Source organism: Streptomyces cylindrosporus, from assembly GCF_022698165.1.
Classification (GTDB): Bacteria; Actinomycetota; Actinomycetes; order Streptomycetales; family Streptomycetaceae; genus Streptomyces; species Streptomyces cylindrosporus.
The window spans coordinates 209,913-233,631 of the sequence record NZ_JALDAY010000004.1 but is presented as its reverse complement, the minus strand read 5'-3'; the positions used below and the strand labels follow the sequence as shown (position 1 = coordinate 233,631).

Here is a 23,719-nt window from a genome sequence, read left to right as displayed (position 1 = left end):
TCAGGCCGGACGGGGGGCTGGGGGCGGAGCTCCCAGGGGCGTCGGCTCTGGGGGGTCGTAACCGCTAACGTGGGTCAGATGAGCACCCCCGGCCCACGTTCCCTCGCAGAGGCGCTCCGGCTCAGGGACGACGCCTCCCTCGCCGCGCTGCTCCGTGCCCGCCCCGACCTCATCACCCCCGTCCCGTCCGACCTCACCCAGCTGGCCACCCGGGCCGGCACCCGCGCGTCGGTCGTCCGGGCACTGGAGCGGCTGGACCGTTTCGCGCTGCAGACGGCGGAAGCGCTGGCCGTGGCGTCGGACCCGGCGTCGTACGACGAACTGCTGGGCCTGATGACCGGCGACGAGGGCGACCCGAAGGTCACCGCGGCGCTCCCCCGCGCCGTCGCCACCCTGCGCGAACAGGCCCTGGTGTGGGGCGGCGAGGACCGGCTGCGGCTGGTGCGGACGGCGCGCGAGCTGCTCGCCCCTTCGCCGCAGCATCCGTCCCCGACCGGGCTCGGGCCCACCGTCCAGGAGGCCACCGCGGGGATGTCTCCGGGCCGTATCCAGGAGATCGTCGTCACCGCCGGGCTCGCCTCGACCCACGACTCCGTCTCGGCCGTCGCCGCGCTGACCGGCCTCTTCAACGACCGCGGGAGGATGGCCGCGCTGCTCGCCGAGGCCCCCGCGCAGTCCCGGGAGGTGCTGGAGCGGCTGGTGTGGGGTCCGCCGTACGGCCAGGTCACCGCCGAGCCGGCCGCCCACCTGCGCCACCTCCTCGACCGCGGCCTCCTCCTGCCGACGGCGCCCGGCACGGTCGTACTCCCCCGCGAAGTGGCCCTGCACCTGCGCGGCGGCCGTGCCCACCGCACCACGGAGCCGCTGCCGCCCGCGCCAGAGCCGACGGCCGTGCACCGTCCACAGGTTGTGGACGCGACGGCGGCCGGGCAGGCGTACACCGCGCTGGCGACCGTGGAGGAGCTGCTGAAGGACTGGGACGAGGGCGGGCCTGCGGTGCTGCGCGCGGGCGGGCTGAGCGTGCGCGACCTCAAGCGCACGGCCGTCGCCCTGGACGTGTCCGAGCCGGTCGCCGCGTTCTGGGTCGAACTCGCCTACGCGGCGGGCCTGTTGGCCTCCGACGGCGAGGCCGACGAACGTTACGCGGCGACCCCGGCCTACGACGAGTGGCTGGAGCAGCCCGCCGCACAGCGCTGGGCCCGGCTCGCCCAGACCTGGCTGACGGCGACCCGGACGCCTGGACTGGTCGGCGGCCGGGACGCGAAGGACCGCGCACTGTCTGCGCTCGGGCCGGGCCTGGACCGTTCGGCGGCCCCGGAGGTACGGCACCGGGTGCTGACGCTCCTCGCCGGCCTCCCGGAGGGCGCCGCCCCGTCACCGGACTCGGTCCTGGACCGCCTGCGCTGGGAACGCCCCCTGCGCGGCCCCCAACAGGACGACGACCTGCGCGCCCGCCTGGCCCGCTGGACCCTGACAGAGGCGGAACTCCTGGGCGTGACGGGCCGAGGCGCCCTGTCGGGCCACGGACGGGCACTGCTGGGAGCGCCGGCGCCGACAGGGGCCGCGAAGAAGGGCGGGGGCAGAGAGGCAGCGGAGAGCGGGACCGCCACCGCCGGGCCGAGCCGGCCCCGAGTCGATGACAACGGCCCCGGTGACAAGCTCCCCGTGCATCACACCCCGGTCGTCGTGGAGCCGTTGTCTCCCCCCGAGCAGGCCGTCGCCTCCGCGGCCGCGGCCCGGCTGCTCGCGCCGCTGCTCCCCGAGCCGCTCGACCACGTCCTCCTCCAGGCCGACCTCACCGCGGTGGCCCCCGGCCCGCTCCAGCGGCCGCTCGCCGACATGCTGGACGTGCTGGCGGACGTGGAGTCGAAGGGCGGGGCGACCGTCTACCGGTTCACGCCCGGGTCGGTACGGCGCGCCCTCGACGCCGGCCGTACCGCCTCCGACCTGCACGCCTTCCTCGCCGCGCACTCCCGTACGCCGGTCCCGCAACCGCTCGCGTACCTGATCGACGACGTGGCCCGTAAGCACGGACATCTGCGAGTGGGCGCCGCCTCGGCGTACGTGCGGTGCGACGACGACGCCCTGCTGAACGAGATCATGGCCGACAAGCGGGCCGCCTCCCTGCGGCTGCGCCGCCTCGCGCCCACCGTGCTGGCCACCCAGGCCGACCCCGCCACCCTCCTGGACGGCCTGCGCGCGATGGGCTTCGCGCCGGCCGCCGAGTCCGCCGACGGCGACGTCGTGATCACCCGCCCCGACGCCCACCGCACCCCGCCGCGCGCCGCCCCGGAACCCGTCCCGGACGGCCCGCCCACCCCCGACGCCACGCTCCTGACGGCCGCGATCCGCGCCATCCGGGCCGGCGACCTCGCCTCCACCACCCCGCGCAAACAGCCCCCGTCGGCCACCGCCCCCACCGGCGCCCTCCCCCGCACCAGCTCCGCCGAGACCCTCGCCACCATGCAGGCCGCCGTCCTCACCGGCGAGGCCCTGTGGATCGGCTACGTCAACGCCGAGGGCGCCGCCAGCCAGCGCGTCATCGCCCCGATCCGCGTCGAGGGCGGCTTCGTCACGGCGTACGACCACACGGCGGACGAGGTACGGACGTATCCCCTGCACCGCGTGACGGGGGTGGCGGAGCTGGCGGACGAAACATGAACCGGCCGGCCGGCGGCCCTTTCGCCACAGCTCCACCCCCGCGTCCGGAACTGTTCACCCGGGGCTTCCGGTCCGGGCTCGCGGGCAGCGTTTCCTGAACGGGACCGGAACCGAGACCGGCTTTTCGACGAAAGGGGCCCCATGGCCACGACGATCCGCCGCGCAGTCATCCCCGCCGCGGGGCTGGGCTCCCGCCTGCTGCCGCTGACGAAGGCCATCCCGAAGGAGATGCTGCCGGTCGGCGACAAGCCCGTCGTGGAGCACACCGTGCGGGAGCTGGTGGCGTCCGGCATCACCGACATCACGATCGTGGTGTCCGGCGGGAAGGGGCTCATCCAGGAGCATTTCCGGCCGAATCCGGGGCTCGTCGCCCAGCTGCGGGCCGACGGCAAGACCGCGTACGCGGACGCCGTCGAGGAGGTCGGCGAGCTCTCCCGCCTCGGCCACATCACCTACCTCGACCAGCACGGCCCGTACGGAAACGGCACCCCGGTCCTGAACGCCGCCCGCAATGTCGGCGACGAGCCGATCCTCGTCCTGTGGCCCGATGACGTGTTCGTCGCCGAGGTACCCCGCGCCCAGCAGCTCATCCGCGCCTACGAGGCGACCAGCTGCCCGGTGCTCGCCCTGCTCCCGATGGACCCGGCCGACTCCCAGCGCTACGGCGTCCCGCGCGTGAAGGAGGACCTCGGGGACGGGCTGCTGCGCATCACCGGCCTCGTCGAGAAGCCGAAGCCGCAGGACGCGCCCTCCGCCTACGCGGCCATCGGCGGGTACGTGATCACCCCGGGCATCGTCGAGGAGCTCCGCAAGCAGACCAAGGCCTGGTACGAGCACCGCACCGGCGAGATCTACCTCACCGACGCCATCAACGCCTACGCAGCCACCAAGGCGGTCTACGGCCAGGTCATCCAGGGCCGCTGGTACGACACCGGCAACCCGCTCGCCTACCTCACGGCCCAGTTCGCCGCCGCGCTCGCCGACCCGGAGTACGGGCCGCACCTGCGCCGGCTGGCCGAGCTGGACGAGCATCGCCCGTGATCGTCCCCCGTTTTTCCGGGGGTGGGGCACACTGGACGTTTGGCCGGTGAGAACGGCCGTACGGAAAGGGTGCCCCGGGTGAATGGTCCGCTGATCGTCCAGTCCGACAAGACGCTGCTCCTGGAGGTCGACCACGAGCAGGCCGACGAGTGCCGTCGGGCCATCGCCGCGTTCGCGGAGCTGGAGCGGGCGCCCGAGCACATCCACACCTACCGGGTGACGCCGCTCGGCCTGTGGAACGCGCGGGCGGCCGGGCACGACGCCGAGCAGGTCGTGGACGCGCTGGTGCAGTACAGCCGCTATCCGGTGCCCCACGCGCTGCTCGTCGACGTCGCCGAGACGATGGACCGGTACGGGCGGCTGACGCTCAGCAAGCACCCGACGCACGGGCTGGTGCTGACGACCACGGACCGGCCGGTGCTGGAGGAGGTGCTGCGCTCGAAGCGGATCGCCCCGCTGGTCGGCGCCCGGATCGACCCCGACACCGTCGCCGTGCACCCCTCCGAGCGCGGGCAGATCAAGCAGACGCTGCTCAAGCTGGGCTGGCCGGCCGAGGACCTCGCCGGGTACGTGGACGGCGAGGCGCACCCCATCGAGCTGAACGAGGACGGGTGGGCCCTGCGGCCGTACCAGAAGCAGGCGGTGGAGAACTTCTGGCACGGCGGGAGCGGTGTGGTCGTGCTGCCGTGCGGGGCGGGCAAGACGCTGGTCGGCGCCGGTTCCATGGCCCAGGCGAAGTCGACGACCCTCATCCTCGTCACCAACACCGTCTCGGCCCGGCAGTGGAAGCACGAGCTGGTGAAGCGGACCTCGCTGACCGAGGACGAGATCGGTGAGTACAGCGGTACGCGCAAGGAGATCCGGCCGGTCACCATCGCGACGTACCAGGTGCTGACGACGAAGCGGAAGGGTGTCTACCCGCACCTCGAGCTCTTCGACTCCCGCGACTGGGGGCTGATCGTCTACGACGAGGTGCACCTGCTGCCGGCGCCGGTGTTCAAGTTCACGGCGGACCTTCAGGCACGGCGGCGGCTGGGCCTGACGGCGACGCTCGTGCGGGAGGACGGCCGCGAGTCGGACGTGTTCTCGCTCATCGGCCCGAAGCGGTTCGACGCTCCGTGGAAGGAGATCGAGGCGCAGGGGTACATCGCGCCGGCGGACTGCGTGGAGGTACGGGTCAATCTCACCGACTCCGAGCGGCTCGCGTACGCGACGGCCGAGCAGGAGGAGAAGTACCGCTTCTGCGCGACGACCGACACCAAGCGCAAGGTCACGGAGGCGATCGTCCGCCGCTTCGCGGGCCAGCAGATCCTCGTGATCGGCCAGTACATCGATCAACTCGACGAGCTGGGCGAGCACTTGGACGCGCCGGTGATCAAGGGCGAGACGTCGAACGCGCAGCGCGAGAAGCTCTTCGACGCGTTCCGCGAGGGCGAGATCAGCGTCCTGGTCGTCTCCAAGGTCGCGAACTTCTCCATCGACCTGCCCGAGGCGACGGTCGCGATCCAGGTGTCGGGCACCTTCGGCTCCCGCCAGGAGGAGGCCCAGCGCCTAGGCCGTGTCCTGCGCCCCAAGGCCGACGGCCACCAGGCCCACTTCTACTCGGTCGTCGCCCGCGACACGATCGACCAGGACTTCGCGGCCCACCGCCAGCGCTTCCTGGCGGAGCAGGGGTACGCCTACCGGATCGTGGACGCGGACGAGCTGCTGGCAGAGGGCTGAGATCGTCGCCGAGCACACGTACTCAGGTCACTTCCTGCGTACGCCCGCTTCCTCGCCGTACTCGCCGAGTATGACGACGTCGAACGCCGCGCCCGCGAAGACGCGGACCGCGCGCAGGGCATTGCCTATCCGGTGGGCCGCGTGGGCGCCGGAGACGGGGGTCGCGCCGGACGGGCGACCGGGGGCTGGGGTTATGGTCGCTGCACTCATGTCTCCATGGTGGCTTTCGAGGCATAAGGATGGCATCGGCCCAAGGTCCACTCTTCCTGTGGTCCTTGGGTACACCCTGTGGGTGGAGCCTCCTACACCGGACGCAGGGGCCATCCCCTAGGGGACGGACGGAGAGGGACGGACGCCGGGCGTTAATTCGTTGGCCTCCCGCCGGGCGCCTGACCTAGACTCTCCGCTCTTGCCCGCCTCCCTTCCCGGAGTGCCGCCGACCGGACGGAAACCGGCCGGCACATCGCAGCCCAGGCCCGCAGCACCTTCGGAGGCACCCCCTTGTCCACGCCCGTCGACGACCCCCTCGGCCCGCTCCACCGGGAACGCTCCCACCTCGCCGAGTCCCGAGCCGCCCTGCGCGCCATGCGGGAGGACGTCGAGTCCCTCGACATCAGCGACGTGACCGCGAACTGGGTCAACGCCCAGATCCTGGAGCGCCAGATCGACGAGCGCATCAAGGCGCTGGCCGACCTGAGCGACACCCCGCTGTTCTTCGGCCGCCTCGACTACCTGCACGCACCCGGCGCCGACCAGGCGGAAGGCGCGGACGGCGAACGCTTCTACATCGGGCGCCGGCACGTGCACGACCAGGACGGCGACCCGATGGTCATCGACTGGCGCGCGCCGGTCTCGCAGCCGTTCTACCGGGCGTCCAAGAAGGACCCGATGGACATCGCCCTGCGCCGCCGCTTCGGATACACCCGCGGCGAGATCACGGCGTACGAGGACGAGCACCTCTCCGACCCGGCCGAGGCGGCCCGCACCAGCAAGCTGCTCCAGCAGGAGATCGAGCGCCCGCGTGTGGGCCCCATGCGCGACATCGTGGCCACCATCCAGCCCGAGCAGGACGAGATCGTGCGGTCCGGGCTCGGCGGGACGGTGTGCGTGCAGGGAGGGCCGGGGACCGGGAAGACCGCCGTCGGCCTGCACCGGGTGGCGTATCTGCTGTACGCGCACCGGGAGCGGCTCGCCCGCACCGGCACCCTCGTCATCGGGCCGAACCGGTCCTTCCTGCACTACATCGAGCAAGTGCTGCCCGCGCTGGGCGAGTTGGCCGTGCAGCAGGCGACGGTGGACGACCTGGTGGCGGCCGGGGCGGAGGTGCGCGGGAGCGACGACGCGGCGGCCGCGGTCATCAAGGGCGACGCGAGGATGGCGGAGGTGCTGCGCCGGGCCGTGTACTCGCACGTGACCATGCCGACCGAGCCGGTGGTCGTCGTGCGCGGGTCACGGCGGTGGCGGGTTCCTGCGTACGAACTCGAGGACATCGTGCGGGAGTTGCTCGCCCGCGACATCCGTTACGGCGCCGCCCGCGAGGCCCTGCCGCAGCGCATCGCGCACGCCGTGCTGGTGCAGATGGAGCGGGCCGGGGAGGCGCCGGACGACCGGGTGCAGGACGCGGTGGCCCGCAACGCGGCGGTGAAGGCGGCCGTGAAGGAGGTCTGGCCGCCGGTCGACCCGGCGAAACTCGTCCTGCGGCTGCTCACCGACGCCGACTTCCTCGCCGTACAGGCGGAGGGGCTGCTCGACGAGGACGAGCAGAAGACGATCCTGTGGACGAAGCCCGTGCGGTCGGTGAAGTCCGCCAAGTGGTCCGCTGCCGACGCGGTGTTGATCGACGAGGCGACGGACATCGTGCAGCGCACGCACTCACTCGGGCATGTGGTGCTGGACGAGGCGCAGGACCTCTCGCCCATGCAGTACCGGGCGGTCGGCCGCCGCTGCTCGACCGGCTCGGCGACCGTCCTCGGCGACCTCGCGCAGGGCACCACGCCCTGGGCTACGCGGAGTTGGGAAGAGGCGCTGGCCCATCTCGGCAAGGCGGACGGGGTGATCGAGGAACTGACGGCCGGTTTCCGCGTGCCGACGGACGTCATCGCGTACGCCTCCCGGCTGCTGCCGCACATCGCGCCCGGCCTCACGCCGGTCGCGTCGGTCCGGGAGAATCCGGGCTTCTTCGAGCGGCGGGAGGTCGGCAGTGCGGGGGAAGTCGTGGCCGCGTGCGAGGAGTTGCTGCGGCGGGAGGGGTCCACGGGGCTGATCGCCGCGGACGCGCGGGTGCCGGTACTGGCGGAGGCGCTGGCTTCGGCGGGCCTCGGCTATCTGGCACCCGGTGAGGAGACCACGGCCGAGACTCGGCTGACGCTGGTGCCGGCCTCGCTCGCCAAGGGGCTTGAGTACGACTATGTGGTGCTGGACGAGCCGCAGGCCGTGGTGGACGGGGAGCCGGATGAGCGGACGGGGTTGCGGCGGTTGTATGTGGCGTTGACCCGGGCGGTCTCGGGGTTGATCGTGACGCATGCGGGGGCTTTGCCGGCTCAGTTGTGAGTGCGGGTGGGTGGGGGCTGGTCGCGCAGTTCCCCGCGCCCCCAAGAAGGTTGGTCCACGACCCGGCGCCAGATGCTCACCGCCTCTGCCGACACCGGTCGGCCCCAGCCTTCCGGCCTGGCTGCACCGCCGATGTGGAAAGCCCCGACGCCCGCCGCCCTCAGTTGTGGCACGTGCTCCAGTCTCAGGCCTCCGCCCACCATGATCTGGGGCTCGTAACCCGGCTCCCCACTCCTCGCCGCCTCCCTCAGCAGCGTCGGCAGGCCCTCGTCCACTCCCGCCGCCGAGCCTGCCGTCAGGTAGGCGTCCAGGCCCGGGAGGCCGTCCAGTTGTTTGCGCAGGGCGTCTCGGTCGGTGGTGTGGTCGATGGCGCGGTGGAAGGTCCAGCGGCAGCCGTCCAGTTCCGCCACCACCCGCTCCACCGCCGCCAGGTCGACGCCCCCGTCCGCGTCCAGGAAGCCGAGGACGAACTCCTCGGCCCCCGCCTCCCGCAGTTCCCTCGCCGCCCGTACCACCCGGCCCGGGTCCCCGGCCGCGAAGCCGTCCTGCAGGCGCAGCATCACCCTCAGGGAGATGTCGACGGCGGCGCGGATCGCTGTGAAGGTCTCGGTCGGCGGGGTGAGGCCGTCGGCCGCCATGTCGGTGACCAGTTCGAGGCGGTCCGCGCCTCCGGCCTGGGCGGCGATCGCGTCCTCGGCGTCGAGAGCGATCACCTCCAGGACTGCACGCTTGCTCATGGGACCCCATTCATCTCATCGGCTCGATGGGCACAGTACAGGTCTAGTCCAATTCACAGACTACGCCGGTACGGCCGCCGACACGACGACGCCCCTGGGTGGAACATCGAGGGAAGATCAGCCGAGGGGTTCAGCCGATGAAGTTCAGCCAAAGAGGTTCAGCCGAAGAGGTTCAGCTCCTCCGCCTCCACCCCGGCCAGCTCGAAGTCCGCCCCCTCCACCGGACGGCCCGAGTACAGCCGTACGAGCGTCGCCGCCCCGCCGATGAAACGCGCCGGCGTCCGCCCGGCCACCGGGTCGCCCAGGCGCAGGGGCTCGTCCACGTCGTCCAGGTCGGCGTGCAGCGGTACGTGCGCCTTCTCGCGGGTGACGCGGGCGAGGAGGGTGAGGGCGTCGGGGAGACCGGCGCCCGCGTACGCGCCCGGTTCGCCCCATACGTCCCGTACGTCGCCCGCGTGCACCCACTCCCCCAGCGCGACCATGTCCAGCACCCCGCCCGCCTTGGCGATCACCGGGCCGGCCTCGGTCATCCCGCGTTCGAGTTCGTCGACGACCTGCTGGTTCGTCCACTCGGCCCGCTCGGCGATGTCCCGGTCGTTGCACTCGGGCGAGAACACGCCCTTCTCGTAACGGCTCTCCACGACCCGCATCAGCGCGGACGAACAGTGGGCCAGCACGTCCCGCACCGTCCAGCCCGGACACGCGGCCGTCGGCAGGGCGAAATCGGCGTCCGGGCGGGAGCGGAGGAGGGGGATCAGCGCGTCGCGCTCGCCGGTGAGGATCCGTCCGGGGAGTTCGGGGTCGCGTACCTCGGCAGTTGTCATGGGCCCACGCTAGGACGCTCCGGGTGATCGGCGGGAGAATGCGGGCATGGCCGATCTCGACGCCCTGCGCTACCGCTGGACCCGTGCCCTGGAGGGCGCCCGGTCCCCTTCCGCCGGCCCCGCCCCCGCCCCGTACGCCGAGAACCTCCTCGCCCGCTGGCAGGAGCCTCAGCGGCACTACCACACGCTCACGCACCTCACGGCGGTCCTGGAGCACATCGACGTACTGGAGGAGTACGCGGACGACGCGGACCTGGTGCGGCTGGCGGCCTGGTTCCACGACGCGGTCTACCTCCCGGACCGGTCCGAGAACGAGGAGCGCTCCGCCCGCCTCGCCGAGCGCGCCCTTCCCGAGGCGGGGGTGCCGGAGGGGAAGACCGCCGAGGTGGCCCGGCTGGTCCGGCTCACCGTCACGCACGCCCCCGAGCCCGGCGACGCGAACGGCGCCGTCCTGTGCGACGCCGACCTCGCGATCCTCGCCGCCGCCCCCTCCGCGTACGCCGCCTACACGGCCGCCGTCCGCGAGGAGTACCACTTCGTCCCCAACGGCGCCTTCCGCGAGGGCCGTTCGGCGATCCTGCGCCAACTGTTGGACCTGCCACGGCTGTTCAGGACGCCGTACGGGACGGAGAAGTGGGAGGCGACGGCCCGGTACAACATCGGCGCCGAGCTGGAAATGCTGTCGCCCTGACATGCGGGATCGGCCTAGCCTGCGGCTCATGCGAAACATGGGCGGGGAATATGTGACGGACGCCGTCGCCGGGTGTGTGGCGGCGCTGCGGCCTGCGGTGGAGCGGGACTGGACCGAGGTGAACGCGGCCGGGCTGGAGTGGTCCGTGCACGCCACGGCGGTGCACATCGCCGACGATCTCGTCGCGTACGCCGCCAATCTGGCCGGACGGGCCCAGGACGACTACGTCCCCTTCGAGCTCAGGCTCGACGACGGCACCGACAACTCCGGGCTGCTGCACGTCATCGAGGCGACCGGCGCCCTGCTCGCGGCCGCCGTGCGCACCGCGCCGCGCGAGGCGCGGGCCTTCCACCCGTACCCCTTCCGCAGCGCGAACCGCGAGGGCTTCGCCGCGATGGGCGTCGCCGAGGTGCTGCTGCACACGTACGACATCACGGCCGGACTCGGGCTGCCGTACGAACCCCCGTCCGTACTCCCGGAGTTCGTCCTCACCCGGATCTTCCCGGAGGTCCAGCCAGGGCCCGACCACTGGCGCACCCTGCTGTGGGCCACCGGCCGCGGCGAGCTGCCGGGGCGTGCCCCGGTCACCGAGTGGCGGTGGAAGAACAACCTCGTCGTCGAGGCCGAACGCCTCACCCTGCAGGGGCTCACGCCCGCCGCGGCCCGCGACCTGGCCGTGGGCGGCGACGGGGGCTTCGCGTGGATCGAGGGCGGCCCCTTCGAGGGCACGCGGGACGCCGCCGGCTTCATGGCCAAGGCGTACGAAGGGGGCGTCCACCGGCCGGAGTTCGGCGTCTTCACCCTCGTACGGCGGGAGGACGGACAGGCGATCGGCGGCATGGGGTTCCACGGGGTGCCGGACGAGGAGGGGCGGGTCGAGATCGGTTACGACCTCGTCGAGGGCGCGCGTGGGCAGGGTTACGCGACGGAGGCGCTACGGGCCCTGGCCGACTGGGCGTTCGCCCGGGACGACGTCAGCTCCCTCTTCGCGACCATCGACCCGGACAACCTCCCCTCCCAGGCGGTCGTCACCCGCGCCGGGTTCCGGCGGGCGGGGGTGGACGAGGAGGGGTACGCCTACGAGCTGCGCCGCTGACCGCGCCTGGCGTACCCGGGGCCCATACCCGTCCCTTTTCCTCCCCCGGACCGTCCGGTGTCCGGATAATTCCGGTACGGAATCAGGGGAGTCGGGGAAATCCGGGAAATCCGGGACCGGGAAATCGGGGGAGCGCCATGAGTCAGTACGACCCACCCGGCATGCCCGGACCGCCGCAACCGGACCCGGACCATCTGCTGGCCCGCCGGAGCGTGCGCTGGACCATCATCGGGGTGGTACTGAGCACCGCGCTGGCCCTGATCGGGCTGTTCGTCCAGGCCTCGCAGTCGGGGGGCGGGACTTCGGCGGGCGGGACTTCGGGGGGCAGCTCCGGCGGCAACTCCGGTGACAGTACGGCCGGTTCAGGCGATACGGGGGTTACGGGGGGTACGGCGACCACCGTCGGCCCGTCCGAAAGTGTCGACTCCGCCGACGACGGGCTGACCTCCGCCGAGCGCTCGCTGCGGGACTCGCTCAACAGCAGCCAGTGGCAGCGCGAGAGCTGCGAGCACTGGACGGCGCCGGACGCGACCGCCGCGCTGCGCTGCACCGTCAGCACCCTGGGCGGCACGACCAAGGCGAAGATCGCGACGTACCCCTCCAAGAGCGAGGTCCAGGAGGTGTACCTGCGTTACACGGCGCGGCTCGCCGAGGGGAACTGCGACACCACCCAGAACGCGCGCGGCACCTGGCACGAGAACGACACCTCGACCCCGGCCGGCGACATGGCCTGCTACTGGGCCGGCGCCGGGCAGTACACCATTTTCTGCACGTACTACGACCGGCCCGCGCTCTTCGAGGTGGACGGCAACGACCCGGCGGCGCTGACCGACTGGTGGCACACGGTCGACCCCGTCTTCACGAGCTCCACGGGCTGACCGGCCGGACGCTCAGGACACCGGCCGCCCCTTCGGCCGGCGCAGCCCCGCGCCCGTCAGCAGCCGTACGACCTCCCGGCTGCTGACCTCCACCGCCCCGGCGGCCACCGCGTCCGCGTACCGGTGCGCGGGGATGTCGTAGTGGTCGCGCTCGAAGGCCCGGCGCGGGACGCCCAGGTCGTCGGCGAACAGCCGGAGTTCGTCGTACGAGACATCGCTGATGAGGTGGGACCACATGCGTCCGTGGCCCGGCCAGTTCGGCGGGTCGATGTACACGGTCACGACAGTACCGAGCCCAGCGCGCCCACCGCCGCGACCTGCACGCCCGCCTTGTGGCAGACCCAGTGCGGGTCGGGGCCCAGCTCGGGCTCCACATCGAGGGCGTGCGGGTCGCCGGAGCCGCAGACCGGGCACACCGGCCAGCGGCCGTACGTCTCCAGGAGCGCGTCCTGGACGTCCTGGGCGACCAGCCCGGCCACATAGGGCGCGCCCTCCGGCCACTGCTCCACCCACCAGCGCCGCTGCACGACGGACTCCTCGACCATCGACACCACGTCCGCCGCGGCGACCTCGCCCGCGGCCAGATCGGCGAGCACGAGGGCGCGTGCCGCGTGCAACGCCTGCTCCAGGGGGCTGATGGGGGTGCCGGAGGGGTCCATGCCCCCATTGTGCGCACTCTTGACCGGGACACCGAGCCGAAAATATCTTTCATACGTGACCCAGGACGTGAAGGAAATTTTCGCCCTCCCGGGCGGTCCGCAGGCCGGCCGGGCCGGTGCGCCGCCCGCCCCCGCCGCGCTCGCCGCCAAGGTGCGTACCCTCGCGCCCTCCATGACCCGCTCCATGCAGCGCGTCGCCGAGGCCGTCGCGGGCGACCCGGCGGGCTGCGCGGCCCTCACGGTCACCGGACTCGCCGAACTCACCGGCACCAGCGAGGCGACGGTCGTACGCACGGCCCGGCTGCTCGGCTACCCGGGCTACCGTGACCTGCGGCTCGCCCTCGCGGGTCTCGCGGCGCAGCAGCAGTCGGGGCGGGCGCCGGCCATCACCACCGACATCGCGGTCGACGATCCGATCGCCGATGTGGTGGCGAAGCTCGCGTACGACGAGCAGCAGACCCTCGCGGACACGGCGGCCGGGCTCGACACCGTGCAGTTGGGGGCGGCCGTCGCAGCGGCGGCGGTGGCCCGGCGCATCGACGTGTACGGGGTGGGCGCGTCGGGGCTCGTCGCGCAGGACCTCACGCAGAAGCTGCTGCGGATAGGGCTGATAGCCCAGGCGCACAGCGATCCGCATCTCGCCGTCACGAACGCGGTGCAGCTGCGGGCGGGGGACGTCGCCATCGCGATCACGCACTCCGGGTCGACCGGGGACGTCATCGAGCCGTTGCGGGTGGCCTTCGAGCACGGGGCGACGACCGTCGCGATCACCGGGCGGCCGGACGGAGCGGTCGCCCAGTACGCCGACCACGTGCTGACGACGTCGACCGCGCGGGAGAGCGAGCTGAGGCCGGCGGCGATGTCCTCCCGTACGAGTCAACTCCTCGTCGTGGACTGCCTGTTCGTGGGGGTGGCGCAGAAGACGTACGAAACGGCGGCACCGGCGCTCGCCGCGTCGTACGAGGCGCTGGCGCATCGGCATCGCAGGTAGGGACTGACACCCGACCGCACTACACGAGGGCAAGAACGAACGCACACCGGACCGCACGACCGAGAGAGCCGCCCGCCATGACCTCCACCTCCAACCCCCGTGATCTGCGCGCCGAGTTGGAATCGCTGACCACCGAGGCCTTCCGGCCGGAACTCGCCGACATCGACCAACTGTCCACGCCGGAGATCGCGCGGCTCATGAACGGCGAGGACGCCACCGTGCCGGCCGCCGTCGCCGAACGCCTCCCCGAGATCGCCGCCGCCATCGACGCGGTGGCCGAGCGGATGGCCCGGGGTGGCCGGCTGGTCTACGCCGGGGCGGGTACGGCGGGGCGGCTCGGCGTCCTGGACGCGTCGGAGTGCCCGCCGACCTTCAACACCGACCCCTCGCAGGTCGTCGGGCTCATCGCGGGCGGTCCGCCGGCCATGGTGACGTCCGTCGAAGGGGCCGAGGACTCGGCGGAGTTCGCGCGGGCGGACCTGGACGCGCTGAGCCTCACGCCCACCGACACGGTCGTCGGCATCTCCGCCTCCGGTCGCACTCCGTACGCCATCGCCGCCGTCGAACACGCCCGCCGGGTGGGCGCGTTGACGATCGGGCTCGCCTGCAACGCGGACAGCGCGCTGGCGGCGGCGGCCGATCACGGCATCGAGATCGTGGTCGGCCCGGAGCTGCTCACCGGCTCCACCCGCCTCAAGGCGGGCACGGCCCAGAAACTCGTCCTCAACATGCTCTCGACGATCACGATGATCCGGCTGGGCAAGACGTACGGGAACCTGATGGTCGACGTACGCGCCTCGAACGAGAAGCTGCGGGCCCGCTCACGCCGCATCGTCGCGCTCGCCACCGGGGCGTCGGACGAGGAGATCGAACAAGCCCTGGCGGCCACGGACGGCGAGGTCAAGAACGCGATCCTCACCATCCTGGCCAACATCGACGGCCCAACGGCGGCCCGACTGCTGGCAGAGTCCGGGGGGCACTTGCGGGCGGCGCTGGCGGGGGCGGGCTGAGGGTCCGGGAGGGCCCGGGGGGGGCCGGGGGGCCGTACGTGACGCTCCCGTCGGCTAAGGCGTGGACGGTGGGGCCTGGTTGAGCGTCGCCAACAGGTGGGCGACGAGGGGGTCTTGGTCGTTCTTCCGCCAGGCGACGGCCACTCGGGTGCGGGCGGTGCCGGGGTCGATCCTGCGGAAGGCCACGCCCTTGAGGCGGATCCGTCTGATGCTCGCCGGGGCCAGGGAAACGCCGAGGCCGGTCTCCACGAGAGCGCAGACGGTCTGCCACTCGACCGCGTGCTGGACCACCCGCGGTGTGAACCCTGCCGCGGTGCACAGGCCGGTGATCTGGTCGTGCAGTGACGGGCCGACCCTGCGGGGCAGCAGCACGAAGGGCGCGTCCGCCAACCGAGCCAGCTGGACGCTCCGTCCGGCGGCCAGCGGGTGGGCGGACGGCAGCACGGCCACGAACGGCTCGGTGAGTACCGTCCTGAAGCCGAGCTCCGGCTCGTCGGCGGGGGGTTCGCGCAGGAGGCCGATGTCGATGGTCCGGTCGTGCAGGGCGACGAGCTGCGGAGCGGTGGTCATCTCGTGGATGTCCAGGTGCACGCCGGGGAACCGCTCACGGAAGGTGCGCAGCAGGCCGGGCAGGACCGTCAGGGCGACGGAGGCGGCGAAGCCGATCCGCAGGCGGCCGGCGCTGCCGCTGCCGACGGCCCGGGCCGCGGCCAGACCGTCCGCGAGGCCGCTGAGTGCGCGCCGGGCGGCGGGCAGCAGTTCGCGGCCCGCCGGGGTCAGGGCGACCTGCCCCGGAGCGCGGGTGAACAGCGCGTGGCCGACCTTCTCCTCCAGGCGGCGGATCTGCTGGCTCAGCGGCGGCTGGGCGATGCCGAGGCGGGCGGCCGCGTGGCCGAAGTGGAGTTCCTCAGCGAGTACGACGAAGGCGTGCAGCTGCGGCAGGGGAAGTTCGGGGCGATCCATACGTCTGGAGATATCAGATCATGCGTAGGGAAGTATTAGACGTATCGATGCCGCTCTTCTAGCGTCGGCGCATGACAGAGCGACGACGTGCGGTGCTCGGCGGCTCGGCCTTCGAGGAGCAGATCGGCTATGCCCGTGCCGTGGTCGACGGCGACCGGGTGCACGTGTCCGGGACGACCGGATTCGACTACACCACCATGACGATCTCCGACGATGTCGTGGAGCAGGCCGAGCAGTGCCTGCGCAACATCGGGGCCGCGCTGGCCGAGGCGGGCTGCACCTTCGCGGACGTGGTGCGCGTGCGCTACCTGCTCCCCGACCGCGAGGAATTCGAACCCTGCTGGCCGGTCCTGCGCCGTGCCTTCGGCGATGTCCGCCCGGCCGCCACGATGCTCGTGTGCGGCCTCGCCGACCCGCGGATGAAGATCGAGATAGAGGCGGACGCGCGACGCCACTCGGCAACGCCCGCCGTTCCCGTGGGGGCCTCCTGGCGGAGCCGGTGAAGGACGTCCCCAGGTTACGCCGACGCCCTCACCCGGTGGCGGACCGACGCCGAGCACCGGGCGGCGCAGGAGCGCGGCCGGGCCGAGTGGTACGAGCGGTACTCGCTGCATGTGGCGAAGGTGGAGCGGAGTCACGGGTTCACGCGGGTGACCGTATCTTTCCGGGATGAGTAACTCTGCTGCGGCCGCCGTCCTCACCACCGCCGACCTGTCCGAAGCGATACGCGCGGTGCGCACTCTGCTGGGCCTCGCGGACGTCTCGCAGGCGGAGGTCGACTTCGAGGGCGTGATCAGCTCGCCGGCCGTACTGGCACAGGTGCGTGACGTACTGCCCGACCTCGTGTGGTGGGCGTCGGCCGGCAAGGAGCACGGTTCGTCGGAGGCGGGCGACGATCCCGCGGGCTGTCTGCCGATCCGGGTGTACGACTGGTGCCGTCCACTCGACCGCGCCGAGCCCTTCATCGCCGCGCTGGGTCCGGATCCGGCGGCCGTCCGCTGGGATCTGGACGGCTGGCCCGCGGTGCCGGAGGCGGGCCTGGAGGCGATCTCGCAGAAATGGGCGTACCTCACCCTGGCGGTGAACTCCCGCGACATCTACCAGGAGGAGCCGTCGCAGGACCACACGGTGTACGTCCACGCCCGGGACCGCAACGGCGACCAACTCCCCCGCGTCCACTGGCTCGCCGCCCAGGTGGGCGGCCGGTTCACCGGCAGGGTGGAGATCGCCCCGCTGTGACCACCGCTCCTCCCGTCCCCGGAACCCGTCGTACCCCCGAAACCGAGCACCTCATTCACGCCAGACAAGCGTGTAGCGCACATACCCGAGCAACCGCGCAACGGCACTCTCGTCCCTCGCCAGCCCGACGACGAGCGTGCCATCGGGGCGAGACGGTCCCGGCCGTCCGGAATGCCGTCGGGCGCGTCCGCGACGCTGAAGCTCACACGTGTGTCGCCGCCGCTCAACTCCTTCGCGCGAGCGATGATTTCCGGATCCGCATCGATCCCGTACGTCTCCTCGGCCCGCCCGGCGAGCAGCCGCGCCAGATCGCCGGTTCCGCAGCCGACGTCCAGGGCGCGGCCGAAGCGGTGGGGCAACTGCCGTAGCAGCCACGGGTGGTAGTGGGCGTTGTGGTCCCAGGGGTGGGCGGAGTTGAAGCGGGCGAGGGCGTCCAGGACCCGGGGGGTGAGGATCTTCATCGGCTCAGTGTGCAGCCCGCACCCCTCCGGCCGTTGTCAGTGGGGTCTGCGATGGTGTGGGTACGGAGATCCACGGGCTGGAGGGGGCACGGGATGGTGGGGCGGGATGCCGGTGGGTGGGGCGGCATGGACTACCGGGGGTGGCAGGACCACGAGGACGTTCGGCGGCGGCTCGACGCCGGGGCCGATCCGGAGAGGTTCGGCGTCGGCGGTTCCCGGCCGCTGCACCGCGCCGCACTCTTCGGCTCCCCCGAGGTCGTCGCGGAGCTGGCCAGGCGCGTGGCGGACGTGGACGCGCTGGAGGGCGGGACCACGGCGCTGTGGGACGCGGTGGTCGCAGGCCGCACGGACAACGCGCGAGCACTGGCCGCCGCCGGAGCCGACCCGGAATGGACCGGCCACGGGGGCTGGACACCGGCCCGACTGAGCCTCGCCGGCCCGGAACCGGACCTGTTCACCTCGCTCCTGAAGGAATCCCCCGAGGGCCGACCCGCGCTGACGGACGCCGAACTCGCCGTCGTGGCGGAGGCGCGGCGGCTCGTCGCGGCTCTCGGGGACTTCTACTACGACGGCCTCGGGCTCGCCTGCGTCGCCGGTATCGACGCCGAGGAGGCCATACGGCGGCTCGAAGCGACCCCGGCGGACGAGGAGCTGATGGCCTCCGTGGTCGCGGACCCGTTCGAACATGACATGGACGAGACCCTGCGGTTCGTCGGCGTGACGACCGTGCCTGGCGGCTGTGTCCTCACCCAGCCCTGGGGATACGGCCCCTCGATGCCCGGCATACACACCCGCCTCTCCGCGGGCACCGCCTCCTACGGCCTGTACGCCAACCCCAAGAGCGGCAACCAGGGCAGCATCCACCGCGACGGCGTCTGCGAGGGCTGGGACCTGCACCCCGGCGGCGGCCCGGACGCGGGCGACAGCCCGGCCGAAGTCCTCTTCTCCTACGTCTACTGCCACCACGCCGTGGCCTACTGCCTGGCCCACGCCGGCCTGCGCCCGACCGACCCCCGAGCGGTCCTCGGCCCCCCGGACCACTGGGTCGAACTGCCCGACCGCGACTACTGGACCACGTGAGGAGCGTCCCGAAAAGTGCGACGAACACGCAGACTGGCACCATGAACCACGCCCAGCTGACCGCCCTGGGCCGTGCCCTCCGCCTCCTCGGCGAGCACGGCGAGGCTCTCACCGCCGACACCCCTGACACCAGGCTCCACGAGGTCAGGGCCGATCTGCGCCGCGCCCTCGACCTGCTGGAGGAGAGCGTCACGGCCGCCGCGCCCGCCACCCGTTGCGCCGAACACCCGAACGGCCCGGTCGACGAGAGCGCGCCCGACCTCTGTCTGCTCTGCGAGACCCGCCGCCGCGCCGCCCGCCGCAACGAGTTCAACGGCGGCCCGCTCCCCCACGCCCCCGCCGAGTCCGCCCCCTCCCGCTACGGCGTCCGCGGCGACCGCCCACAGCCCCAGCAGCGCTGGCTGCCGGAGCTGTGGAACGGCCAGGAGTGGCAGCTGTGCGGCACCCCGAGACGGGACCGCCGCGAGGCCGAGCTCTACCTCGCCGCCCAGCGCCGCGGCCCGCGCGCCGCGATGGCGTACCGGCTCGTGCACGAGTTCACCGACTACGAGGTGCTCCGGGTGTGGGGCACCCCGGTGAAGGTCGACATCGAGCCGCTGGGCAACCTCTAGCCGGCTACCCGGCGGATGCCGGCCACCCGGGGATGCCGGCTACCCGGCGGGCCTCAGCAGCGGCAGCGGCTCGAAGTCGTACGTCTCCCACAGGCGCCGCGACGCCTCCTCCGGATACGGCCGCACCTCCGGCTTCACGTCCAGGACCTGCACCAGACGCTCGTCGAGGTCGTACGCCGGCCAGCCCGGCTCGCCCGTGCGCGCGAACGCCGTCCACGCCGAGCGGAAACGGGCCGACAGCTCCCGCGCCTGGTCCGGCACCCCGCTGCCCATGAACAGCAGGTTCCCGAGGTCCGCCTCGTACGTGCCGAACAGCAGCGGGATGTCCAGCCCGTGGCACGCGCCGAGCACGCCCCCGGCACCCGGCGCCGGCCAGGTCAGTTCGTAGACGTGGGCCCGTCCGCCGCCCGCCACCTGCGCCTCGGCCAGCCGCAGGCTCGGCATGCCGAACAGCCAGTCCGTCTGGACGCGTTCGTACAGCTCCCCCGGCCCGGCCTCCGGGAAGGCGGCACGGTAGGCCCGCTCCCCCTCCGGACCGGGCCCGAAGGTCCGCAGCGCCCCTGCCGCCTGCTCCTCGGTGATCTTGCCGAACTGCCCGCCCATGACGACGAACAGCCGCCACTCGTCGCGGTTGTGCCCGGCCAGCAGCTCCACGTCCCGGCCCGCGCCCGCCGCCAGCGCCTGCCAGGGCGTCGTCGGCAGCACCTCGCCGTCGACGACGGGAGAGAAGGGCGTGACCGTCGGCGCCAACTGCCCCCACCGGTCCTCGTACTGCCGCATCTTCTCGCTCAACTGCTCACCCGCGGAGGTGAGTTGGCGCGGATCAACGGCGGACAGCGCGGCGGCCGTGGGCGGCAGGCCCACCTCCTTGGCGATCTCGGCCGCCACGTCCCGGGCCAGCTCGTCGGAGAAGAAGGTGCCCGGCACGCTCTGGGCGACGGCCCGCCGGAACAGCCCGCGCGCGCTCGGCATCGCCAGCAGCGAGGCCACGCCGCCCGCGCCCGCCGACTCCCCGAAGACCGTGACCTGCGCGGGGTCGCCGCCGAACGCCGCGATGTTGTCCCGTACCCACTCCAGCGCGGCGACCTGGTCCAGCAGCCCCCGGTTGGCGGGCGCCCCGTCGATCCGCGCGAAGCCCTCTATCCCGACCCGGTGGTTGAAGGTCACGACCACCACGTCGCCGTCCCGGGCGATGTGCTGGGCGTCGTAGCCAGGGCTGCCGGCGTGCCCCATCTTGTAGGCGCCGCCGTAGATCCACACCATCACCGGCCGGCGGGCCGACGGGTCCGCCGCCGGGGTCCAGACGTTCACGGTCAGCCAGTCGTCGCCCATGGGCCCCGGGATCTCGCCCGTACGCCCCTGGAAGGCCGCCTCCTGCGGGGGCGGCGGCCCGAACTCGTACGCCTCCCGGACCCCGTCCCACGCCCGCGCGTGCCGCGGCGCCTGGAACCGGGCCTCCCCCACCGGCGGCTCGGCGAACGGGATGCCGCGGAAGACCGTCAGCCCGCCCTCCTCCCGTCCCCGCACGGCACCGGCCTCGGTGCGTACGACCGGACCCTCGGCTGTCGTCATCGTCGACTCCTCACTGGTGGGGGGCGGGCAACGCTGCTCACCCCCACCCAAACGCAAAGAGCTTGCGTAAGTCAACCAATCGGCGGTGAAGAGGCGTCGTACTGCTCCAGCAGCGCCCGCGTCCGTTCCTCGTCCAGCTCGTAGACCGTCTCGTGGGCGCGCGGGTCACGGGCGTGGAAGGTGTGGAACATCGGCCCCGCCACCCCGCCGAGCTCCACGAGCGAGGCCGAGGCCCCGCGCACGGCCCGCTCGGTGCCGGGGGCGGTGGTGAGGTCGATGCGGTTGACGATGCCGGGGGTGACCCACACCGGCACGGACTCCAGCATCCCGAAGAGCTGGAGGTGGTAGTGCCCGGTGAGGATCACCCGTACGTCGCTCCCGCGGATCGCCGCCGCCAGGGCCTCGGGATTGCGCAGCCCGAAGACCGGCTGGGTGGCGGAGATGTCGAGGCTGACGGGCGGATGGTGAAAGGCGAGAAGCGTGCCGCGCTCGGCGGGCACGTCCAACACCCCCCGCAGCCAGTCCAGTTGCTCCTCCCCGATCCACCCGTGGATCCGCCCCGGCACGAGCGAGTCCAGCGTGACGACCCGCCACCCGTCCACCACACTCACGGCGGCCCGTTCCCCGCCCGAGGATTCGTGGACGAGGACGTCGCCCCGCTCACCACCGTCACCCGTCAGGTGCCCACTCCCCAGCACCTTGCCGAAGGCCTCGCGCTCATCATGATTGCCGGTGGTGTAGAAGACGGGCGCGTCCAGCCGCCGCGCGAACTCGCCCACCAGCTCCTTCACGGCCGAATACGCCTCCACCGCCCCGTCGTTGGCGATGTCCCCGGTGACGACGACCGCGTCCACGCCACGCTGGTGGCGGAGTTCGGCGAGGATCAGACGGAGGGATTCGGTGGCGTTGACGCCGTGCCGGTTGGGGGCGTCGGTTCGTTCGACGTGGGTGTCCGACAGATGCAGGATCCGCATACCACCGAACGCTAGCCCTAGTTGACGCCTCCGGGCCGCCACATTGTCGTGACGACCTTCCCGCCGGCGATGGTGATCTCCTCGCGCACCCGGAAGCCGACGCTCTCGTAGCGCTTGAGGTTGGCCGGGTTGGTGGACTCCAGGTAGGCGGGGGCGCCGAGTTCGTCGATACGGGCGAGACTCTCGGCGACGAGCCCCATGCCGAGCCCCTTGCCGCGGTGGTCGGCGTGCGTCCCGAGGATGGTGAGGTAGAAGAACGGCTCAGCGGGATGCGCTTCCTCGAACCGCTCCCCGATCTCCATGATCGCCCGAGCGGTCCGCTCATCAGTCACCTCGGCCAACTCCCGCTCCAGCCGCCCCACTTCCTCCTCCGTCAGCTCGACACCGCCCGGCGGAATCCAGATGGCGGCGGCTTCGACGTTCGGGGTGACAAGGGTCCAGGGATAGCGGAGGGCGGAGGTGACGTAGGCCCGCCACATGACAGCCGCCTGAGCACCCCGCCGCGCCTCGTCGGGAAAGGCGGAACCCCAGACGGGATCGTGGAAGAAGGCGGAGTTGAAGGTGGAGACGATGGACTCGACATCGGCGGCACCGGCGACACGGACGGAAGTCATGCAGTCATTCTTACCTCCGGCCACTTTTTCAGCCCCGACCAGCCCCTCCAGCCCGTCCGGCGTTTGAGGACGAGGCCGAAGGCCGATGGGGGGTCTGGGGGCGCAGCCCCCAGGGACGCGCACCCCCACCCACACCGGCACCGAATCAGCTCAGCGAGCGCAGCGACCCCGCGTCGTACGGCGCCAGCTCATCCACCCGCCCCGCAAGAACCTTCGCCGCCCACTCCGGATCCTGGAGCAGCGCCCGCCCGACCGCGACCATGTCGAACTCCTCGGCCTCCAACCGGTCGAGAAGGTTGTCGATGCCCTTGACCGGCGCCCCTTCACCCTGGAACCCCTTGAGGAAGTCCCCGTCGAGACCGACCGAGCCGACGGTGATGACCGGCTTGCCCATGAGCTTCTTCGTCCACCCGGCGAGGTTCAGATCCGAACCGTCGAACTCCGGCAGCCAGTACCGCCGCGTAGACGCATGGAACGCGTCGACACCCGCGGCGGCCAGCGGCGTGAGGATCGCCTCCAGCTCCTCCGGGGTCTCGGCGAGCCGCGCGCCGTAGTCCTGCTGCTTCCACTGCGAGTAACGGAAGATGATCGGGAACTCGGCCGACACCGCCTCCCGGACCGCCGCGACGATCTCGGCCGCGAACGTGGCACGGGCGACGGCGTCACCGCCGTAGGCGTCCGTACGACGGTTCGTGCCCGCCCACAGGAACTGGTCGAGGAGGTAGCCGTGGGCGCCGTGCAGCTCCACGCCGTCGAAGCCGATGCGCTCCGCGGCGGCAGCGGCCTCGGCGAACGCGCCGATGACGTCGTCCACGTCCTTCTGCGTCATCGCCTTGCCGGTCGGCTCGGCGCCCGCGGTCACCAGACCGGAGGGGCCGACGGCGGGGGCGTCGGCGTACGGCGCCTGTCCCTGCTCGCGCACCATGCCGATGTGCCACAGCTGCGGGACGATCGTGCCGCCGGCCGCGTGCACGTCCTCGGCGACCTTGGCCCAGCCCGCGAGCTGCTCCTCACCGTGGAAGCGCGGTACGCGGTCGCTGTTGCCCGCCGACTCGTGGCCGACGTACGTCCCCTCGGTGACGATCAGCCCGACACCGGCGGCGGCACGGCGCGCGTAGTACGAGCGAACGTCCTCGCCGGGAACGCCGCCCGGGGAGAACATGCGGGTCATCGGCGCCATCACTATCCGGTTCGGGACGGTGAGGCCGTTGATCGTCGTCGGCCGGGAGAGGACCTCGGCGGCGCGGGAGGTGGTGGTGGTCACGTGGGTGGGCTCCTCGTGCGGGGCTGCGTTAACCGGCTGGTATGTGCATACGCATTGTTGCACCCGCTTAAGCAATCCTCC

23 protein-coding genes and 2 pseudogenes are annotated in these 23,719 nt (G+C 72.4%); 14 read left to right on the top strand and 11 right to left on the bottom strand.

What is annotated here, in order from left to right; genetic code table 11:
* The first annotated feature begins 78 nt into the window (after positions 1 to 78).
* The 3 genes from MQP27_RS13995 to MQP27_RS13985 all read left to right on the top strand — a co-directional run bounded on the left by MQP27_RS13995 (position 79) and on the right by MQP27_RS13985 (position 5,424).
* Entirely contained in the window at positions 79 to 2,661 is a 2,583-nt protein-coding gene (locus MQP27_RS13995; protein ID WP_242765388.1) for a helicase-associated domain-containing protein, read from the top strand.
* A gap of 141 nt (positions 2,662 to 2,802) precedes the next feature.
* A complete protein-coding gene (locus tag MQP27_RS13990; protein ID WP_242765387.1) occupies positions 2,803 to 3,702 on the top strand; it encodes a UTP--glucose-1-phosphate uridylyltransferase in 900 nt (299 codons plus the stop codon).
* A 78-nt stretch (positions 3,703 to 3,780) separates the two neighbouring features.
* Positions 3,781 to 5,424: a DNA repair helicase XPB gene (locus MQP27_RS13985; RefSeq protein WP_242765882.1), complete on the top strand. Its 1,644-nt coding sequence runs from the start codon at positions 3,781 to 3,783 to the stop codon at positions 5,422 to 5,424.
* 27 nt (positions 5,425 to 5,451) lie between these two features.
* Here the strand turns inward: MQP27_RS13985 and MQP27_RS13980 are convergent, their stop codons facing one another.
* Entirely contained in the window at positions 5,452 to 5,634 is a 183-nt protein-coding gene (locus MQP27_RS13980; protein WP_242765386.1) for a hypothetical protein, read from the bottom strand.
* A gap of 291 nt (positions 5,635 to 5,925) precedes the next feature.
* Between MQP27_RS13980 and MQP27_RS13975 the strand changes: the two genes are divergently transcribed.
* Positions 5,926 to 7,974: a HelD family protein gene (locus tag MQP27_RS13975; RefSeq protein WP_242765385.1), complete on the top strand. Its 2,049-nt coding sequence runs from the start codon at positions 5,926 to 5,928 to the stop codon at positions 7,972 to 7,974.
* Here the strand turns inward: MQP27_RS13975 and MQP27_RS13970 are convergent.
* Together MQP27_RS13970 and MQP27_RS13965 are read right to left on the bottom strand one after the other, a co-directional pair.
* Positions 7,965 to 8,711, bottom strand: coding sequence for a copper homeostasis protein CutC (locus MQP27_RS13970; RefSeq protein ID WP_242765384.1), 747 nt, complete (start codon positions 8,709 to 8,711; stop codon positions 7,965 to 7,967). The two genes, MQP27_RS13975 and MQP27_RS13970, sit on opposite strands and share 10 nt — an antisense overlap.
* A 158-nt stretch (positions 8,712 to 8,869) precedes the next feature.
* A complete protein-coding gene (locus MQP27_RS13965) occupies positions 8,870 to 9,535 on the bottom strand; it encodes a maleylpyruvate isomerase family mycothiol-dependent enzyme (RefSeq protein WP_242765383.1) in 666 nt (221 codons plus the stop codon).
* Positions 9,536 to 9,581: 46 nt separating this feature from the next.
* Here MQP27_RS13965 and MQP27_RS13960 point away from each other — a divergent pair, with 46 nt between their 5' ends.
* The 3 genes from MQP27_RS13960 (at position 9,582) to MQP27_RS13950 (ending at position 12,200) form a co-directional block, all read left to right on the top strand.
* Positions 9,582 to 10,226: an HD domain-containing protein gene (locus tag MQP27_RS13960; protein ID WP_242765382.1), complete on the top strand. Its 645-nt coding sequence runs from the start codon at positions 9,582 to 9,584 to the stop codon at positions 10,224 to 10,226.
* Positions 10,227 to 10,254: 28 nt separating this feature from the next.
* Positions 10,255 to 11,322 carry a GNAT family N-acetyltransferase gene (locus MQP27_RS13955; protein WP_242765381.1) on the top strand — a complete coding sequence of 356 codons (1,068 nt, stop codon included), beginning with the start codon at positions 10,255 to 10,257 and terminating at the stop codon, positions 11,320 to 11,322.
* Between the two features lie 137 nt (positions 11,323 to 11,459).
* Positions 11,460 to 12,200 (top strand): hypothetical protein, encoded by a 741-nt coding sequence (locus MQP27_RS13950; RefSeq protein ID WP_242765380.1) that lies wholly within the window; start codon positions 11,460 to 11,462, stop codon positions 12,198 to 12,200.
* 12 nt (positions 12,201 to 12,212) lie between these two features.
* Here MQP27_RS13950 and MQP27_RS13945 read toward each other — a convergent pair whose 3' ends face one another.
* Both MQP27_RS13945 and MQP27_RS13940 read right to left on the bottom strand, forming a co-directional pair.
* Positions 12,213 to 12,482: a DUF4031 domain-containing protein gene (locus MQP27_RS13945; RefSeq protein ID WP_242765379.1), complete on the bottom strand. Its 270-nt coding sequence runs from the start codon at positions 12,480 to 12,482 to the stop codon at positions 12,213 to 12,215.
* A complete protein-coding gene (locus tag MQP27_RS13940; RefSeq protein WP_242765378.1) occupies positions 12,479 to 12,859 on the bottom strand; it encodes a DUF8819 family protein in 381 nt (126 codons plus the stop codon). Before MQP27_RS13940 ends, MQP27_RS13945 begins: the two co-directional genes overlap by 4 nt.
* Positions 12,860 to 12,914: 55 nt before the next feature.
* On the opposite strand from MQP27_RS13940, the gene MQP27_RS13935 reads away from it, so the two are divergent.
* Positions 12,915 to 13,850, top strand: coding sequence for a MurR/RpiR family transcriptional regulator (locus tag MQP27_RS13935; protein WP_242765377.1), 936 nt, complete (start codon positions 12,915 to 12,917; stop codon positions 13,848 to 13,850).
* 77 nt (positions 13,851 to 13,927) lie between these two features.
* Positions 13,928 to 14,860, top strand: coding sequence for an N-acetylmuramic acid 6-phosphate etherase (gene murQ, locus MQP27_RS13930; RefSeq protein ID WP_242765376.1), 933 nt, complete (start codon positions 13,928 to 13,930; stop codon positions 14,858 to 14,860).
* A 54-nt stretch (positions 14,861 to 14,914) separates the two neighbouring features.
* On the opposite strand, the gene MQP27_RS13925 is transcribed toward murQ, so the two are convergent.
* Entirely contained in the window at positions 14,915 to 15,823 is a 909-nt protein-coding gene (locus tag MQP27_RS13925; RefSeq protein WP_242765375.1) for a LysR family transcriptional regulator, read from the bottom strand.
* Between the two features lie 71 nt (positions 15,824 to 15,894).
* Between MQP27_RS13925 and MQP27_RS13920 the strand changes: the two genes are divergently transcribed.
* The 3 genes and pseudogenes from MQP27_RS13920 to MQP27_RS13915 all read left to right on the top strand — a co-directional run bounded on the left by MQP27_RS13920 (position 15,895) and on the right by MQP27_RS13915 (position 17,062).
* Positions 15,895 to 16,326, top strand: coding sequence for a RidA family protein (locus tag MQP27_RS13920; protein ID WP_242765374.1), 432 nt, complete (start codon positions 15,895 to 15,897; stop codon positions 16,324 to 16,326).
* 18 nt (positions 16,327 to 16,344) lie between these two features.
* Positions 16,345 to 16,500: pseudogene (locus MQP27_RS51895) on the top strand (Rid family hydrolase); the annotation flags it as partial.
* On the top strand, positions 16,493 to 17,062 hold the full coding sequence (locus MQP27_RS13915; protein ID WP_242765373.1) for a hypothetical protein: 570 nt from the start codon (positions 16,493 to 16,495) through the stop codon (positions 17,060 to 17,062). The pseudogene MQP27_RS51895 and the gene MQP27_RS13915, both read left to right, overlap by 8 nt.
* Positions 17,063 to 17,223: 161 nt before the next feature.
* Here MQP27_RS13915 and MQP27_RS13910 read toward each other — a convergent pair.
* Positions 17,224 to 17,523, bottom strand: a pseudogene (locus MQP27_RS13910) (class I SAM-dependent methyltransferase); the annotation flags it as partial.
* 126 nt (positions 17,524 to 17,649) lie between these two features.
* Here MQP27_RS13910 and MQP27_RS13905 point away from each other — a divergent pair.
* Entirely contained in the window at positions 17,650 to 18,603 is a 954-nt protein-coding gene (locus MQP27_RS13905) for an ankyrin repeat domain-containing protein (protein ID WP_242765372.1), read from the top strand.
* A gap of 41 nt (positions 18,604 to 18,644) precedes the next feature.
* Positions 18,645 to 19,214: a hypothetical protein gene (locus tag MQP27_RS13900; RefSeq protein ID WP_242765371.1), complete on the top strand. Its 570-nt coding sequence runs from the start codon at positions 18,645 to 18,647 to the stop codon at positions 19,212 to 19,214.
* A gap of 39 nt (positions 19,215 to 19,253) precedes the next feature.
* On the opposite strand, the gene MQP27_RS13895 is transcribed toward MQP27_RS13900, so the two are convergent.
* From MQP27_RS13895 to MQP27_RS13880, 4 genes are all read right to left on the bottom strand, one after another.
* Positions 19,254 to 20,786 carry a carboxylesterase/lipase family protein gene (locus tag MQP27_RS13895; RefSeq protein WP_242765370.1) on the bottom strand — a complete coding sequence of 511 codons (1,533 nt, stop codon included), beginning with the start codon at positions 20,784 to 20,786 and terminating at the stop codon, positions 19,254 to 19,256.
* A 71-nt stretch (positions 20,787 to 20,857) separates the two neighbouring features.
* Positions 20,858 to 21,760, bottom strand: a complete 903-nt coding sequence (locus MQP27_RS13890; RefSeq protein ID WP_242765369.1) for a metallophosphoesterase — start codon at positions 21,758 to 21,760, stop codon at positions 20,858 to 20,860.
* Between the two features lie 17 nt (positions 21,761 to 21,777).
* A complete protein-coding gene (locus MQP27_RS13885; RefSeq protein ID WP_242765368.1) occupies positions 21,778 to 22,374 on the bottom strand; it encodes a GNAT family N-acetyltransferase in 597 nt (198 codons plus the stop codon).
* Between the two features lie 145 nt (positions 22,375 to 22,519).
* Entirely contained in the window at positions 22,520 to 23,638 is a 1,119-nt protein-coding gene (locus MQP27_RS13880) for an NADH:flavin oxidoreductase (RefSeq protein ID WP_242765367.1), read from the bottom strand.
* Positions 23,639 to 23,719 lie beyond the last annotated feature (81 nt).

Excerpts from the sequence above, each read along its gene's own strand:
- MQP27_RS13940 (WP_242765378.1), bottom strand. The coding sequence starts at position 12,859 with ATGGACCCCTCCGGCACCCCCATCAGCCCCCTGGAGCAGGCGTTGCAC.
- MQP27_RS13900 (WP_242765371.1), top strand. The coding sequence starts at position 18,645 with ATGAACCACGCCCAGCTGACCGCCCTGGGCCGTGCCCTCCGCCTCCTC.
- MQP27_RS13890 (WP_242765369.1), bottom strand. The coding sequence starts at position 21,760 with ATGCGGATCCTGCATCTGTCGGACACCCACGTCGAACGAACCGACGCC.
- MQP27_RS13915 (WP_242765373.1), top strand. The coding sequence starts at position 16,493 with ATGAGTAACTCTGCTGCGGCCGCCGTCCTCACCACCGCCGACCTGTCC.
- MQP27_RS13980 (WP_242765386.1), bottom strand. The coding sequence starts at position 5,634 with ATGAGTGCAGCGACCATAACCCCAGCCCCCGGTCGCCCGTCCGGCGCG.
- MQP27_RS13895 (WP_242765370.1), bottom strand. The coding sequence starts at position 20,786 with ATGACGACAGCCGAGGGTCCGGTCGTACGCACCGAGGCCGGTGCCGTG.
- MQP27_RS13960 (WP_242765382.1), top strand. The coding sequence starts at position 9,582 with ATGGCCGATCTCGACGCCCTGCGCTACCGCTGGACCCGTGCCCTGGAG.
- MQP27_RS13920 (WP_242765374.1), top strand. The coding sequence starts at position 15,895 with ATGACAGAGCGACGACGTGCGGTGCTCGGCGGCTCGGCCTTCGAGGAG.
- MQP27_RS13925 (WP_242765375.1), bottom strand. The coding sequence starts at position 15,823 with ATGGATCGCCCCGAACTTCCCCTGCCGCAGCTGCACGCCTTCGTCGTA.
- MQP27_RS13970 (WP_242765384.1), bottom strand. The coding sequence starts at position 8,711 with ATGAGCAAGCGTGCAGTCCTGGAGGTGATCGCTCTCGACGCCGAGGAC.
- MQP27_RS13950 (WP_242765380.1), top strand. The coding sequence starts at position 11,460 with ATGAGTCAGTACGACCCACCCGGCATGCCCGGACCGCCGCAACCGGAC.
- MQP27_RS13990 (WP_242765387.1), top strand. The coding sequence starts at position 2,803 with ATGGCCACGACGATCCGCCGCGCAGTCATCCCCGCCGCGGGGCTGGGC.
- MQP27_RS13995 (WP_242765388.1), top strand. The coding sequence starts at position 79 with ATGAGCACCCCCGGCCCACGTTCCCTCGCAGAGGCGCTCCGGCTCAGG.
- MQP27_RS13955 (WP_242765381.1), top strand. The coding sequence starts at position 10,255 with ATGCGAAACATGGGCGGGGAATATGTGACGGACGCCGTCGCCGGGTGT.
- MQP27_RS13965 (WP_242765383.1), bottom strand. The coding sequence starts at position 9,535 with ATGACAACTGCCGAGGTACGCGACCCCGAACTCCCCGGACGGATCCTC.
- MQP27_RS13905 (WP_242765372.1), top strand. The coding sequence starts at position 17,650 with ATGGACTACCGGGGGTGGCAGGACCACGAGGACGTTCGGCGGCGGCTC.
- murQ (WP_242765376.1), top strand. The coding sequence starts at position 13,928 with ATGACCTCCACCTCCAACCCCCGTGATCTGCGCGCCGAGTTGGAATCG.
- MQP27_RS13885 (WP_242765368.1), bottom strand. The coding sequence starts at position 22,374 with ATGACTTCCGTCCGTGTCGCCGGTGCCGCCGATGTCGAGTCCATCGTC.